We start from the raw sequence: 14,163 nt of genomic DNA, 5'->3' as shown, positions 1-14,163 counted from the left end.
CTTTCAATTCAGCGTGACCCAGCGCTGGTTGATCAGCAGTTCAATGGGCCGATACTGCGTCTTGTAGTTCATTTTCTTGCAGTTCTTGATCCAGTAGCCCAAATACACCGCATCCAGGCCCTGGCGCAGCGTTTCGCCGATTTGCCAGAGAATGGCGTAACGGCCCAGGCTGCGCCGCTCTTCGTTCGGCTCGTAGAAGGTGTAGACGGCCGACAGGCCATTGGGCAGCAGGTCGCAAACGGCGATGGCCAACAAGCGTTCGTCGAGGCGGAATTCGTAGAAGCAGCAAAACGGCAGGTCGCGTACCAGGAAAGTGGAAAACTGTTCGCGGCTGGGGGGAAACATGTCGCCGTCGGCATGGCGCTGCTCGATGTAGCGCCGGTAAAGATCGAAATATTCTTCGCTGAAGGTAGGCCGCACGGCGGTGACACGCAGATCCTGATTGCGCGTCAGGATGCGCCGCTGCTGCCGGTTGGGAATGAAGCGTGCCGCTGGAATGCGCGCCGGAACGCACGCGTTGCACTGCTGGCAATGGGGCCGGTAGAGATGATCGCCGCTGCGCCTGAAGCCCATCTCGGACAGGTCGGCGTAGACGTCCAGGTCCATCGGCTGGCTTGGGTCGAGAAACAGCGTCGTGGCCTGTTCGTCCGGCAGGTAGCTGCAGGCGTGCGGCTGAGTGGCATAGAACCTCAGGCGTGCCAGCTCGGTCATGATCAACCCCTTCCGGTTATGGCGTATTGCCTGTCAGTGTACGCCAGCCGTCAAGTCCGCGCAGCGTCAAGCCAGCGCATTCCATTAGGCTGGTCGAGGTATCGGTCGAGGTATTCGGCGAATCGGTGCCGCGTGATGGCGCGGGCGCCAAAGCTGTGCAAGTGTTGTGATGGCATCTGGCAGTCGATCAGCACGAAACCCGCCGCGCGCAAGTGCTGCACCAAGGTGGCGAAGCCTACCTTGGAGGCATTGTCGGCGCGGCTGAACATCGACTCGCCGAAAAACAGCTTGCCGATCGCCAGGCCATAGAGCCCTCCCACCAATTCGCCTTCGGCACGCACTTCCACCGAGTGGGCGATGCCGCGCGCGTGCAGCTCACGATAGGCGGTCTGCATCGGTTCGGTGATCCAGGTGCCGTCGGCATAGGTGCGGGGTGCCGCGCACGCGTTTATGACTGCGGCGAAATCGGTGTCGTACGACACTCGATAGCGGCCCTGGCGCATCAGCTTGGCCAGTGAGCGCGAAATCCGTAGTTCGTCGGGCAGCAGCACGGTGCGCGGGTCCGGCGACCACCAGAGGATCGGTTGGCCGTCCTGGTACCAGGGGAAGCAGCCGTGGCGGTAGGCGGCGATCAGGCGTTCGGGGCTGAGGTCGCCGCCAGCGGCCAATAAACCATTGGGTTCGCGCAGCGCCTTGGGCAGCGCCGGGAAGGTCAGGGTGTCGCGGTCGAGCCAGGTCAGCATGGTGGTGGCAACGGCAGGGGAGGGGAGGAGGCCCAGCATGGCGAGGTCGGGCGAAGCGGTCAACGGTTGCGCGCAAGGCTCTGTGACGCGGTTTTTTCCTACACGGAGGGGGCAACTGGCACCATTGGGCACATTTGCTGTCACACCTGTGCAAAAACACAGCATAAGCCTTTGTCACGCAAAGCAATGCGTGCTCAAATTGGCGCATTGGAAACCGTTCCCACGTGCCTGCTCCCGAGGCAACCCGTCACGGCAGCCGTGGAGCGGTCATGTTGAACGTTAAACGTAGTGACTCTTGGCCAGTGTCCGGCTGAACACTATCGGACGCGCAGTACGCGCAGGATACAGGCGTTTTGAAAAAGACCACCGCAACCCCGACCCCCTTGCCCGTGCCCGAGTGGCGCCAGCAAATGCATTACCGGCTCAAGGAAGGTGCGCTGATCGCCGTCGGCGCGCTGTGCCTCTACCTGTGGATGGCGCTGCTGACCTTCGATGCGGCCGATCCAGGCTTCACCCATACCAGCACCGTCGATCAGGTGCAGAACGCTGCCGGCCGAGCCGGGGCATACCTGGCCGACGTGATGTTCATGGTCTTGGGGTACTTCGCCTACATCTTCCCCTTGCTGCTGGCGATCAAGACCTGGCAGATCTTCCGCGAGCGCCATCAGCCCTGGCAGTGGAGCGGCTGGCTGGTGTCCTGGCGTCTGATCGGTCTGGTGTTCCTCGTGCTGTCGGGCGCGGCGCTTGCGCACATCCACTTCCATCCTTCGGCCAGCCTGCCGTTCGCAGCCGGGGGTGCGCTGGGTGAAGGATTGGGCGAGCTGGCGCGCAGCCTGCTCAACGTGCAGGGCAGTACGCTGGTGTTCATCGCCCTGTTCCTGTTCGGCCTGACCGTGTTCACCGATCTGTCGTGGTTCAAGGTGATGGACATGACGGGCAAACTCACCCTCGACCTGTTCGAGCTGGTGCAAGGCGCTGCCAACCGGTGGTGGGAAGCGCGCAACGAGCGCAAACGCCTGGTCGCGCAATTGCGCGAGGTCGATGAGCCTGAATTGACCGCCCCACCAGCCAAACGCGAGCCGGTGAAGGCCCGCGAGCGTGTGGTCGAGCGCGAGCCGGCACTGGCTTCATCCTTTGCGGCGCCAGCGCCGGCCGCTGCATCTGCCACCGCTTCGCCTGCACCAACTGCCGCATCCGCACCGCTCCCAGCGCCCGCCAAGCCTGCCGCGTTGCCCGAACCCATCGCACCCCGTGAAACCCGGCCAGCGCCGGTCATCATGCCGCCGGCCGCCAAAGAGCCGGCCAGGGCGCCTGAAACGGTCAAGCGCCATGTACCGGAGAAACCTGCCCAGCAGTTCGTCGACAGCGCCGTCCAGGGCACGCTGCCGCCCATCTCGATCCTCGACCCGGCCGAAGAGAAGAAGATCGAGTATTCGCCCGAATCCCTGGCCGGCGTCGGAAACCTGCTGGAGGTCAAGCTCAAGGAATTCGGCGTGGAGGTCACCGTCGACTCCATCCATCCGGGCCCGGTGATCACCCGCTACGAGATTCAACCTGCGGCTGGCGTCAAGGTCAGTCGCATCGCCAACCTGGCCAAAGACTTGGCGCGCTCGCTGGCCGTGACCAGCGTGCGCGTGGTCGAGGTCATTCCCGGCAAGACCACCGTCGGCATCGAGATTCCCAACGACAACCGGCAGATGGTGCGCTTCTCCGAAGTGCTGTCGGCGGCCCAGTTCGACGAGTCCACTTCTCCGGTAGCCCTGGCGCTCGGGCATGACATCGGCGGCAAGCCGGTCATCACCGACCTGGCCAAGATGCCGCACCTGCTGGTCGCCGGTACCACCGGTTCCGGTAAGTCGGTGGGGGTGAACGCCATGATCCTGTCGATCCTGTTCAAGTCCGGGCCGGAAGATGCGCGGCTGATCATGATCGATCCGAAGATGCTCGAACTGTCGATCTACGAAGGCATTCCGCACCTGCTGTGCCCGGTGGTCACCGACATGAAGGACGCCGCCAACGCCCTGCGCTGGAGCGTTGCGGAAATGGAGCGGCGCTACAAGCTGATGGCGGCCATGGGCGTGCGCAACCTGGCCGGTTTCAACCGCAAGATCAAGGACGCCGAAGCCGCCGGCGAGGTCATCCATGACCCGTTGTACCGTCGCGAGAGCATGGACGATGAGCCGCCGAGCCTGAGCACACTGCCGACCATCGTGGTGGTGGTCGACGAATTCGCCGACATGATGATGATCGTCGGCAAGAAGGTCGAAGAACTGATCGCCCGCATCGCGCAGAAAGCGCGTGCCGCCGGCATCCACCTGATTCTCGCTACCCAGCGGCCATCGGTGGATGTGATCACCGGCCTGATCAAGGCCAACATCCCCACCCGCATGGCCTTCCAGGTCTCCAGCAAGATCGACTCGCGCACCATCATCGACCAGGGCGGCGCCGAACAATTGCTCGGCCACGGCGACATGCTTTACATGCCGCCAGGCACCAGCCTGCCGATCCGTGTGCACGGTGCCTTCGTCTCCGACGATGAAGTGCACCGTGTGGTAGAGGCCTGGAAACTGCGCGGCGCCCCGGACTACAACGACGACATTCTCAACGGCGTCGAAGAGGCCGGCAGCGGCTTCGACGGCGGTGGCGGCAGCAGCGACGACGATGCCGAAACCGACGCGCTCTACGACGAAGCCGTACAGTTCGTGCTGGAAAGCCGCCGCGCTTCGATTTCCGCCGTGCAGCGCAAGCTCAAGATCGGTTACAACCGTGCCGCGCGTATGATCGAATCCATGGAGATGGCCGGTGTGGTCACGCCCATGAACAGCAACGGTTCGCGGGAAGTGATTGCGCCAGGCGGCCCGCGCGATTGATGATCAACCTGCCTGGCACCTGTCATGGATGCCAGGCCCATTCACTGTTTGACGAGGATTTCCATGCGCGCGATTCGCATGCTGTTGGTTTCTGCCCTGACCGCCGCCGCTCTGCCTGCCCTGGCTGCCGAGCAGGACGTCGCCCGCCTGACCCAGTTGCTGGAGAAGTCGCAGACCATCGACGCCACCTTTTCCCAACTGACCCTCGACGCCAGCGGCACGAGCTTGCAGGAGACCACGGGCAAGATGACGGTCAAACGTCCCGGCCTGTTCTACTGGCATACCGATGCGCCGCAGGAGCAGGTCGTGGTTTCCGATGGCCAGAAAGTCACCCTGTGGGATCCGGACCTGGAGCAGGCCACGATCAAGAAGCTCGACGTGCGCCTGAACCAGACGCCGGCGTTGTTGCTGTCCGGTGACGTCTCCAAGATCAGCCAGAGCTTCGACATCACCTCGAAGGAGCAGGGCGAAGTGATGGACTTCACCCTCAAGCCCAAGACCAAGGACACCTTGTTCGACTCGCTGCGCGTATCGTTCCGCAAAGGGCTGATCAACGACATGCAGCTGATCGACAGCGTCGGCCAGCGCACCAACATCCTCTTCAATGGCGTCAAGGCCAACCAGCCGGTGCCCGACAGCCGCTTCCGTTTCGATGTCCCGAAAGGCGCGGACATCATCCAGGAGTGAACTGATCCCGCCATGGACCTGTTTCGAAGCGAACCCGTCGCCCAGCCCCTGGCCGCGCGCATGCGCGCGACCAACCTGGACGAGTATGTCGGACAAGCGCACCTGCTGGCGCGGGGCAAGCCGTTGCGCGAAGCCCTGGAGCAGGGCGCCTTGCATTCGATGATCTTCTGGGGGCCGCCCGGGGTGGGCAAAACCACCCTGGCGCGGCTGCTCGCACAGTTTTGCGACGCGCATTTCGAGACGGTTTCCGCCGTGCTGGCCGGGGTCAGGGAGATTCGCCAAGCCGTCGAAGTGGCCCGCCAGCAGGCGGCCCAGTACGGCCGGCGCACGATCCTGTTCGTCGATGAAGTGCACCGCTTCAACAAGTCCCAGCAGGATGCCTTCCTGCCCTTCGTCGAAGACGGCACGCTGATCTTCATCGGCGCCACCACCGAAAACCCCTCGTTCGAGCTGAACAACGCGCTGCTGTCGCGGGCTCGGGTGTACGTGCTCAAGAGCCTCGACGAAACCGCCCTGCGCCAATTGGTCGACCGCGCCTTGAACGAGGAGCGCGGCTTGGGCAAGCGTCGTCTCAGCGTCAGCGACGAGGCGTTTCAGATGCTCCTGGCCGCCGCCGACGGCGATGGCCGGCGCATGCTCAATTTCCTCGAGAACGCCGCGGACCTGGCCGAGGACGGCGAAAGCATCGACGTCGAGATGCTGCAGAGCCTGCTGGGCGACAGCCGGCGCCGCTTCGACAAGGGCGGCGAGGCGTTCTACGACCAGATTTCCGCCCTGCACAAGTCGGTGCGTGGCTCCAACCCCGACGCCTCGCTGTACTGGTATGCGCGCATGCTCGACGGCGGCTGCGACCCGCTCTACATCGCTCGGCGTGTGGTGCGCATGGCCAGCGAAGACATCGGCAACGCCGACCCCCGAGCCTTGAGCCTGTGCCTGGCGGCCTGGGATGTGCAGGAGCGCCTGGGTAGCCCCGAGGGCGAGTTGGCGGTGGCGCAGGCCATCACCTACCTGGCCTGCGCGCCCAAGAGCAACGCCGTGTACAGCGGCTTCAAGAGCGCCCTGCGCGAGGCTGCCGAGCATGGCTCGCTGGAAGTGCCGCTGCACCTGCGCAATGCACCGACCAAGCTGATGAAACAGCTCGGTTACGGCGACGAGTACCGTTACGCCCACGACGAACCGGATGCCTACGCCGCCGGTGAAGACTATTTCCCCGAGCAGTTACCGCCGCGGCCTTACTACCAGCCTGTGCCCCGTGGCCTGGAACTGAAGATCGGCGAGAAGCTGCGCCACCTCGCCGATCTCGACCGCGCCAGCCCCCGTCAGCGGAGAAAACCATGATCACACTCATCGCAGCCGTTACGGCGGGCGGTATCGCCGGTACACTGTTGCGCTTCGCGACCGGTCAATGGGTGCTGGCCAATTGGCCGCGTCATTTTTACCTGGGTACGTTGGCGGTCAACCTGGTGGGTTGCCTGCTGATCGGCCTGCTGTACGGCCTGTTTCTGCTCAAGCCATCGGTACCGGTGGAGTTGCGTGCCGGCCTGATCGTCGGTTTTCTCGGTGGCCTGACGACTTTTTCGTCTTTTTCGCTGGACACCGTACGTTTGCTGGAAAGCGGGCAAGTCCCCCTGGCGCTGGGCTATGCCGGCCTCAGCGTGCTGGGTGGGCTGCTCGCCACCTGGGCCGGCCTGGCCCTGACCCGAATCTGAACCAACCTATTAGATAACGAGAGAACGCTATGCTCGATGCCAAACTGTTACGCGGCCAACTCCAGGACGTGGCGGACCGCCTGTCCACCCGTGGCTTCAGCCTGGATGTCGCGCGCATCGAATCGCTGGAAGAGCGCCGCAAGTCGGTGCAGACCCGCACCGAACAACTGCAGGCCGAGCGCAACGCGCGTTCCAAGTCCATCGGCCACGCCAAGGCCAAGGGCGAAGACATCGCGCCGCTGATGGCTGACGTCGAGCGCATGGCCGCGGAGCTGGCCGAAGGCAAGGCCGAGCTGGACGGCATCCAGGCCGAGCTCGACAGCCTGCTGCTCACCATGCCCAACCTGCCCGACGCCAGCGTGCCGGTCGGCGCTGACGAAGACGACAACGTTGAAGTGCGCCGCTGGGGCACCCCGGCCCAGTTCGATTTCGACGTCAAGGACCATGTCGCCCTGGGCGAAGTCAGCGGTGGTCTGGATTTCGAAGCCGCTGCCAAGCTGTCCGGCGCTCGCTTCGCCGTGTTGCGCGGGCCGATCGCCCGCCTGCACCGTGCCCTGGCGCAGTTCATGATCAACCTGCACACCAGCGAGCACGGCTATGAAGAGGCCTACACGCCCTATCTGGTGCAAGCCCCGGCGTTGCAGGGCACCGGTCAGTTGCCCAAGTTCGAAGAAGACCTGTTCAAGATCAGCCGTGAGGGCGAGGCCGATTTCTACCTGATTCCCACCGCCGAAGTGTCATTGACCAACCTGGTGGCCGGGGAAATCCTCGATGCCAAGCAACTGCCGCTCAAGTTCGTCGCGCACACGCCGTGCTTCCGCAGCGAGGCCGGCGCTTCGGGCCGCGATACCCGCGGCATGATCCGTCAGCACCAGTTCGACAAGGTCGAAATGGTTCAGGTGGTCGCCCCCGCCACGTCCATGGAAGCGCTGGAAAACCTGACCGCCAACGCCGAGCGTGTGCTGCAGGCCCTGGAGTTGCCGTACCGCGTGCTGGCCCTGTGCACGGGCGACATGGGCTTCAGCGCCGTGAAAACCTACGACCTGGAAGTGTGGGTGCCGAGCCAGGGCAAGTACCGCGAAATCAGCTCCTGTTCCAACTGCGGCGACTTCCAGGCCCGGCGCATGGGCGCGCGCTGGCGTAACCCGGAAACCGGCAAGCCGGAGCTGGTGCATACCCTCAACGGTTCGGGCCTGGCCGTGGGCCGTACCCTGGTTGCGGTCCTGGAGAATTATCAGCAGGCCGACGGCTCGATCCGCGTACCCGAGGTGCTCAAGCCGTACATGGCAGGTGTCGAGGTCATCCGCTAAATGGATTACCTGCCGCTGTTCCACAAGCTGCAGGGCGGGCGTGTACTGGTCGTCGGCGGTGGCGAGATCGCCTTGCGCAAGGCGCGCCTGCTGGCCGACGCCGGTGCCGAGCTGCGCGTGGTCGCTCCTGTGGTCGACGCGCAGTTGCGCGAGATGGTCGATACCGGTGGCGGCGAAATCCGTCTGCGCGGTTATGCGGCCGACGACCTGCACGGTTGCCGGTTGGTGATCGCCGCCACCGACGACACGCAGCTCAACGCTCAGGTGTCCCATGACGCCCAGGCGCTGAGCCTGCCGGTCAACGTGGTGGACGCGCCGGCCCTGTGCACCGTGATCTTTCCTGCCATCGTCGACCGCTCGCCCCTGGTGGTGGCGGTGTCCAGTGGTGGCGACGCGCCGGTATTGGCTCGCCTGATCCGTGCCAAGCTGGAAACCTGGATTCCAGCGGCCTACGGCGAACTGGCCGGGCTCGCGGCGCGCTTCCGCCACCGCGTCAAGGCACTGTATCCAGACGTCAACCAGCGCCGTGGATTCTGGGAGGAGGTCTTCCAAGGCCCGATCGCCGAGCGGCAACTGGCCGGGCAGGGCGCCGAGGCCGAGCGCATGCTGCGCGACAAGGTCGAAGGCGCCCCGGCCCAGCAGGGTGGCGAGGTGTATCTGGTGGGCGCCGGCCCTGGCGACCCCGACCTGCTGACTTTCCGTGCCTTGCGCCTGATGCAGCAGGCCGACGTAGTGCTGTACGACCGTCTGGTGGCGCCAGCGATCATCGACATGTGCCGGCGCGACGCCGAGCGCATCTACGTCGGCAAACGCCGTGCCGAGCATGCCGTGCCGCAGGACCAGATCAACCGCCTGTTGGTCGAGCTGGCCAGCCAGGGCAAGCGCGTCTTGCGCCTGAAGGGCGGTGACCCGTTCATCTTCGGCCGGGGTGGCGAGGAGATCGAAGAGCTGGCCGAGCACGGCATTCCTTTTCAGGTCGTGCCGGGCATTACCGCCGCCAGCGGCTGTTCGACCTATGCCGGGATTCCGCTGACCCACCGTGACCATGCCCAGTCCGTGCGTTTCGTCACCGGCCACCTGAAAGATGGCAGCAGCAACTTGCCATGGCGCGACCTGGTCGCGCCCAACCAGACCCTGGTGTTCTACATGGGCCTGGTGGGGCTACCGGCCATATGCGCCGAGCTGATCGCCCACGGTCGCGCCGCCGACACCCCGGCGGCGCTGGTGCAGCAGGGCACCACGCGCAACCAGCGGGTGTTCACCGGCACCCTGGCGGATTTGCCGGCGTTGGTCGCGCGCCATGAAGTGCATGCGCCGACCCTGGTGATCGTCGGCGAGGTGGTCAAACTTCGTGAGAAGCTGGCCTGGTTCGAGGGGGCCGAGCAGCCCTAGACGATGTCCGTAGCCCTTGCTGGCAATGCTTCGACAAGGCGGCAAGGGCGTCTCGGTCAGCGTTCTTGGAAACATCGCGAATCATCGCGGTTGGCACACCGAATCTTTCGTAACGAACCTGACGCCGTTCCAGCCCTCCAAGCCTTGAGCACGAACCTTCGTACATGAGGTGGAGTATGCGTCCTACAGCACTTTCAGCCTTACTGGTCAGTCTATTGCTGGGCGCGCCGGTCCTGGCGCACACCGCTACCGTGACCGCCCCACGCACCCAGGCACCGACCGTCAATCCATACAACAGCCCAATCCAGCGTGCCAATCCCAACAGCCATCAGGGCAGTGTGCCCGCCACGCCGCCAGTACGGGGCCCATCCACCGTGCCGCGCTTTGCGCCGCCCACGCTGGAAAACCGCGGTATCGGCAATGGCGACAACCTGCGTCGCCAGCAACAGACGCCCAATCTCGAACCCTCGCGCCCGCCACGCGATACCCCACGCGCACCTTGATTGAACGCTCGCTCGTTTCGATGCTCGACCGCTGCGGCTATCGCCCGGGTCGGCCATCGGCCATTCGATTACTGGAAGGAACCCGACATGCCCTCACGCTTCTTACTCACTCTGACCGCTGCCGCTCTGTTTCCCTTGCTGGCACAGGCGGCCGACCAGCAGCGCCTGCCCAGCGAAGAAGGCGAGCTGACCATCGACACCGTCGCCGAAGGCCTGCGCCAACCCTGGGCGCTGGCCTTCTTGCCCGGCGGCAAGGACATGCTGGTGACCGAACGGCCTGGCAACCTGCGCATCGTCAATGCCGATGGCCAAGTGGGACCGGCCATTTCCGGCGTACCGAAAGTCTGGTACGAGGGGCAGGGCGGGTTGCTGGATGTGGTGCTGTCGCCGAGTTTTCCCAAAGATCGCACGGTCTACCTGTCGTTCGCCGAGGTCGGTGAAGACGGCAAAGCCGGCACCGCCGTGGGTCGCGGCCAGTTGTCGCAAGACCGCGCCCGCCTGGAAAATTTCAACGTGATCTTCCGCCAGACGCCGAAGCTGTCCGAAGGCAACCACTTCGGCTCGCGCTTGGTCTTCGACCGTAAGGGTTACCTGTTCATCGCTTTGGGCGAGAACAACCAGCGGCCTACGGCCCAGGACCTGGACAAGCTGCAGGGCAAAGTGGTGCGGATCCTGCCGGACGGCGAGGTGCCCAAAGACAATCCTTTCGCGGGGCAGAAGGGCGTCAAGCCCCAGATATGGTCCTTCGGCCATCGCAACCCCCAGGGCGCTGCGCTCAACCCTTGGACCGACCAGGTCTGGATCAACGAGCACGGTCCGCGTGGAGGCGACGAAATCAACATTCCCGAAGCGGGCAAGAATTACGGCTGGCCGATCGCGACCCATGGCATCAACTATTCGATGACCCCCATTCCGGAAGCGCAGGGCAAACATGTCGACGGCATGGAAGACCCGCACCACGTCTGGGAAAAGTCTCCCGGCATCAGCGGTATGGCGTTCTACGACAGCCCGACTTTCAGGAAAGCCTGGGACCACAATCTGTTCATCGGTGCATTGGCCACCGAGGAGCTGATCCGCTTGCAACTCGATGGCGACAAGGTGGTGCACGAAGAGCGCATGCTCGGTGAGCTGAAGGCGCGCATTCGCGACGTGCGAGTGGGGCCTGACGGATACCTATACGTGCTGACCGACGCCAAGGATGGGGCGTTGCTCAAGGTAGGCCTGGGGGCGCAGTAAGACGTCGGCTTGACTATCGGACTGCATCCGCCTCGCTGCAATGCCAGGCGGATGGCGTCCCAGTCCCCCCCATGGCGTCGCCGGCTGAACTGTCGGTCTACGGAAAAAACGTCAATGCGCCAACGTTGTCGGCCATCAAAGCACCGGCACCGCCAGCAGATCCTTGAGTGCCTGGGCCAGTACCTGCGGTTGCACCGGTTTCTGCATGACCAGGCTGGTGGGTAGATCAAGACCTTCCAGCTCGGGGTAGCCGGTCAGGAACACCACCGGCAGCGAGGGGAAGCGTTCGCGCACGGCACTGGCCAGTTGGCCACCGTTGAATTCCGGCATGGCGAAGTCGGTCAGCAGCACGTCGATCTGATCGTCCAGCAGCGCCAGCGCCTGCTCGCCGCTGTGCGCCTGACGCACGCGGTAGCCATATTGGCGCAGGACATCGCCAAGCAGATCGCGCACCAGATGGTCGTCGTCCACCAACAGCACGGTGCGGTCCTGACCGCTGTCTTCCAGATCGCTCGACAGTGGCATGTTCAGCGTCGGCTCCGCCACCGGCAGCTCGCGCACGGCCGGCAGGTAGACACTGACCTGAGTGCCTTTACCCGGCGCGGTATCGATGCGCACGCCACCGCCGGACTGTTTGGCGAAACCGAACACCTGGGCCAGTCCCAAGCCCGAACCCTTGCCGATGTCCTTGGTGGTGAAGAAGGGTTCGAAGACCTTGGCCACCACCTCTTCGCTCATGCCGAAGCCCGTGTCGCGGATCGCCAGCATCACGTACTCGCCCGGTTCCGGGTCTTCGGGACGCCGGGCCGGCTCGTGCACGGTGGTGTTGCGGGTCATCAGCACCAGTTGGCCGCCGGCCGGCATGGCGTCGCGGGCATTGATCGCCAGGTTGAGAATGATCATCTCGGTCTGGGTCGGGTCGGTCATCGCCTGCCACAGCGCCGGGTCGAGGTCAAGGCGCACGGAAATGTTGCCACCCAGCGAGCGTTGCAGCAGCTCTTCGACGCCGTCCAGCGTGCGGTTGAGGTTGAGCGCGACAGGGTCCAGGCGCTGACGGCGAGAGAATGCCAGCAGCTGCGCCGTAAGCTTGGCCCCGCGCTCGCCGGCTTCGCGGATGTGTTGCAGCCGCGAGCGTGCCTTGGCCAGGTCTTCACGATTCAGGTCGCGCTCGAGGAAGCTCGAACCGGTGATGATCACGGTCAGCAGGTTGTTGAAGTCGTGGGCCACGCCTGCGGTGAGCTGGCCGACCGCCTCCAGGCGCTGCATCTGCTGCAAGGCGGCCTCGATACGCTCCCGCTCGGCGATCTGTTCGCGCAAGCGGCTGTTGGCCTCGACCAGGCCGAGGGCCGACTCGCGTTCGCTGGTGATGTCGCGGGCCACGACATAGAGCATGTTGTCTTCACGCACCACCACCCATGACAACCAGCGCTGATCGCCGCTGACATGCTGTACCCGCCCGACGAAGCGAGCGCTGGTACTGCCTTGGTCCAAGGCGGCCAGCGCGTCGACGAAAGCCTGTTGTTCGGGGTAGGGAATGACGCCTAGCAGCGAGCTCTGGCTGAGACGCTCGCGGCTGATGCCCAAGGTGGCCTCCCACGCGGGGTTGAGGGCCACGGGTGTGAGATCGTTGCTAAGCACGGCCAACAGATCCTGGGACAGTTCCCAAGCCCTGTCACGCTCGCGGGTACGCCGCTCGACGCGCTCGCCGAGCATCTCGTTGAGGTGCTTGAGGCCCTGAGTGGCCTGGCGTTGCTGGTGGATGTCCTGCATCACCCCGGAAAAGCGCACGCATTCGCCATCGACGAAGCGCGCCTGGCCGCTGCTGAGCAGCCAGTGCGGCTCGTGGTGGTGAGGCCGTTCGATGCGGAATTCGGCGCGGTACTGGCCGTCGTTGCCGGGTTGCATGGCCAGGTCCACGGCAGCGCGGACCTGTTCCAGGTCTTCGGGGTAGATGCCGTCGTAGAACAATTGCAGCGTCGGCTCGGTGTCCGGTTCCAGACCGAACAACACTTTGGCGCGTGCGTCCCAGCGCAGTACGCCTTCGATCGGTCGGAAATCCCAGGTGCCCATGCCAGCAGCGTCGATGGCGATGCGCGCGCGCGCCTCGACGTCGGCCAGCGCTTCCTCGGCCGTGCGCCGCCGCTGGCGTTCCTGGATCTCGGTCAACGCACGGCGTACGGCCTTGGGCAGCAGCGACAGGTTTTTCTTCAGGACGTAATCGGTGGCGCCCAGGCGGATCATCTCCACCGCATGTTCTTCGCCATAGATGCCGGAGAGGAAGATGAACGGCGTGGTCGGGGCCAACTGCTGGGCGATGGCCAGCACTTGGGTGCCCGACGAACTGGGCAACACGCAGTCGCACAGGATCAGGTCGAAGTCTTCTTCGAGCAGGGCGTTCTCGACGCCGACATGGTCGAACACCACCTTGGCCTGCATGTGCAGGCCGTTACGCTCCAGGCGTAGCAGGGTCAGCTCGGCGTCCATCGAGCTGTCTTCGACCATCAGCAATTTCAGCGACATCTGCTGCATCCAGTACGCCTCAGGTAATGCCGCGGCGGGGCAGACGCAGCGAGCCGGGTGGCGGCTCGTTGAGCACAGCCCAGAACACCCCCAGATCAGAGATGGCTGTGACGAACTCTTTGAATTCCACAGGTTTGACCACGTAGGCATTGACGCCCAGCTCGTAGGCGCGCAGTAGATCGGGCTCTTCGCGCGACGAGGTCAGCATCACCGTAGGAATGCTGCGTAGCTCGGGGGTGGAGCGCACTTCCTTGAGGACTTCCAGGCCATCGACCTTGGGCAGTTTCAAGTCCAGCAACAGCACGGCGGGATTGCCGTCGTCACGGTCGCTGTAGGCATTGCGACGCATCAGATAATCCAAGGCATCGGCGCCATCGCGCATGACGATGACTTCATTGGCCAGCTGGCTGCGTTCCAGCGCCACGAGGGTCAACTCCAGGTCTCTGGGGTTGTCTTCGACCAACAGGATGGGTTTGAGCATG

12 protein-coding genes are annotated in these 14,163 nt (G+C 64.3%); 8 read left to right on the top strand and 4 right to left on the bottom strand.

The genetic code is table 11. The annotated features are described in order from the left end of the window. Nucleotides 1–3: 3 nt before the first annotated feature. Both AA0Z93_RS20940 and aat read right to left on the bottom strand, forming a co-directional pair. The gene (locus AA0Z93_RS20940; RefSeq protein WP_413047080.1) at nt 4–711 is read right to left on the bottom strand and encodes an arginyltransferase; all 708 of its coding nucleotides are present in this window, start codon (nt 709–711) and stop codon (nt 4–6) included. A 50-nt stretch (nt 712–761) separates the two neighbouring features. After that, nucleotides 762–1,454 carry a leucyl/phenylalanyl-tRNA--protein transferase gene (aat, locus tag AA0Z93_RS20935; RefSeq protein WP_413048387.1) on the bottom strand — a complete coding sequence of 231 codons (693 nt, stop codon included), beginning with the start codon at nt 1,452–1,454 and terminating at the stop codon, nt 762–764. Nucleotides 1,455–1,807: 353 nt separating this feature from the next. Between aat and AA0Z93_RS20930 the strand changes: the two genes are divergently transcribed. The 8 genes from AA0Z93_RS20930 to AA0Z93_RS20895 all read left to right on the top strand — a co-directional run bounded on the left by AA0Z93_RS20930 (nt 1,808) and on the right by AA0Z93_RS20895 (nt 11,161). Then, on the top strand, nt 1,808–4,324 hold the full coding sequence (locus tag AA0Z93_RS20930) for a DNA translocase FtsK (protein WP_413047081.1): 2,517 nt from the start codon (nt 1,808–1,810) through the stop codon (nt 4,322–4,324). A 63-nt stretch (nt 4,325–4,387) separates the two neighbouring features. Then, entirely contained in the window at nt 4,388–5,011 is a 624-nt protein-coding gene (gene lolA / locus AA0Z93_RS20925) for an outer membrane lipoprotein chaperone LolA (protein WP_313740218.1), read from the top strand. A 12-nt stretch (nt 5,012–5,023) separates the two neighbouring features. Beyond that, complete coding sequence (locus tag AA0Z93_RS20920; protein WP_413047082.1) at nt 5,024–6,349, top strand: replication-associated recombination protein A; 1,326 nt, start codon at nt 5,024–5,026, stop codon at nt 6,347–6,349. Then, nucleotides 6,346–6,720, top strand: coding sequence for a fluoride efflux transporter CrcB (crcB, locus tag AA0Z93_RS20915; RefSeq protein ID WP_413047083.1), 375 nt, complete (start codon nt 6,346–6,348; stop codon nt 6,718–6,720). The genes AA0Z93_RS20920 and crcB overlap by 4 nt, the downstream gene beginning before the upstream one ends. A gap of 29 nt (nt 6,721–6,749) precedes the next feature. Then, entirely contained in the window at nt 6,750–8,030 is a 1,281-nt protein-coding gene (serS, locus tag AA0Z93_RS20910; RefSeq protein ID WP_413047084.1) for a serine--tRNA ligase, read from the top strand. Continuing rightward, nucleotides 8,031–9,422, top strand: a complete 1,392-nt coding sequence (gene cysG, locus AA0Z93_RS20905; protein WP_413047085.1) for a siroheme synthase CysG — start codon at nt 8,031–8,033, stop codon at nt 9,420–9,422. 176 nt (nt 9,423–9,598) lie between these two features. Beyond that, the gene (locus AA0Z93_RS20900; RefSeq protein ID WP_413047086.1) at nt 9,599–9,925 is read left to right on the top strand and encodes a hypothetical protein; all 327 of its coding nucleotides are present in this window, start codon (nt 9,599–9,601) and stop codon (nt 9,923–9,925) included. Between the two features lie 87 nt (nt 9,926–10,012). Next, nucleotides 10,013–11,161, top strand: a complete 1,149-nt coding sequence (locus AA0Z93_RS20895) for a PQQ-dependent sugar dehydrogenase (protein ID WP_413047087.1) — start codon at nt 10,013–10,015, stop codon at nt 11,159–11,161. Between the two features lie 135 nt (nt 11,162–11,296). On the opposite strand, the gene AA0Z93_RS20890 is transcribed toward AA0Z93_RS20895, so the two are convergent. Next, nucleotides 11,297–13,690, bottom strand: a complete 2,394-nt coding sequence (locus tag AA0Z93_RS20890) for a response regulator (RefSeq protein WP_413047088.1) — start codon at nt 13,688–13,690, stop codon at nt 11,297–11,299. Between the two features lie 10 nt (nt 13,691–13,700). Next, nucleotides 13,701–14,162 carry a response regulator gene (locus AA0Z93_RS20885; RefSeq protein ID WP_296268545.1) on the bottom strand — a complete coding sequence of 154 codons (462 nt, stop codon included), beginning with the start codon at nt 14,160–14,162 and terminating at the stop codon, nt 13,701–13,703. Nucleotide 14,163 lies beyond the last annotated feature (1 nt).

It is taken from the genome of Pseudomonas phoenicis (assembly GCF_047302395.1).
Lineage (GTDB): Bacteria > Pseudomonadota > Gammaproteobacteria > Pseudomonadales > Pseudomonadaceae > Aquipseudomonas.
This window is presented reverse-complemented; position numbering and strand designations above follow the sequence as displayed.

Excerpts from the sequence above, each read along its gene's own strand:
- AA0Z93_RS20940 (WP_413047080.1), bottom strand. The coding sequence starts at position 711 with ATGACCGAGCTGGCACGCCTGAGGTTCTATGCCACTCAGCCGCACGCC.
- aat (WP_413048387.1), bottom strand. The coding sequence starts at position 1,454 with ATGCTGACCTGGCTCGACCGCGACACCCTGACCTTCCCGGCGCTGCCC.
- lolA (WP_313740218.1), top strand. The coding sequence starts at position 4,388 with ATGCGCGCGATTCGCATGCTGTTGGTTTCTGCCCTGACCGCCGCCGCT.
- AA0Z93_RS20920 (WP_413047082.1), top strand. The coding sequence starts at position 5,024 with ATGGACCTGTTTCGAAGCGAACCCGTCGCCCAGCCCCTGGCCGCGCGC.
- crcB (WP_413047083.1), top strand. The coding sequence starts at position 6,346 with ATGATCACACTCATCGCAGCCGTTACGGCGGGCGGTATCGCCGGTACA.
- serS (WP_413047084.1), top strand. The coding sequence starts at position 6,750 with ATGCTCGATGCCAAACTGTTACGCGGCCAACTCCAGGACGTGGCGGAC.
- cysG (WP_413047085.1), top strand. The coding sequence starts at position 8,031 with ATGGATTACCTGCCGCTGTTCCACAAGCTGCAGGGCGGGCGTGTACTG.
- AA0Z93_RS20900 (WP_413047086.1), top strand. The coding sequence starts at position 9,599 with ATGCGTCCTACAGCACTTTCAGCCTTACTGGTCAGTCTATTGCTGGGC.
- AA0Z93_RS20895 (WP_413047087.1), top strand. The coding sequence starts at position 10,013 with ATGCCCTCACGCTTCTTACTCACTCTGACCGCTGCCGCTCTGTTTCCC.
- AA0Z93_RS20890 (WP_413047088.1), bottom strand. The coding sequence starts at position 13,690 with ATGCAGCAGATGTCGCTGAAATTGCTGATGGTCGAAGACAGCTCGATG.
- AA0Z93_RS20885 (WP_296268545.1), bottom strand. The coding sequence starts at position 14,162 with ATGCTCAAACCCATCCTGTTGGTCGAAGACAACCCCAGAGACCTGGAG.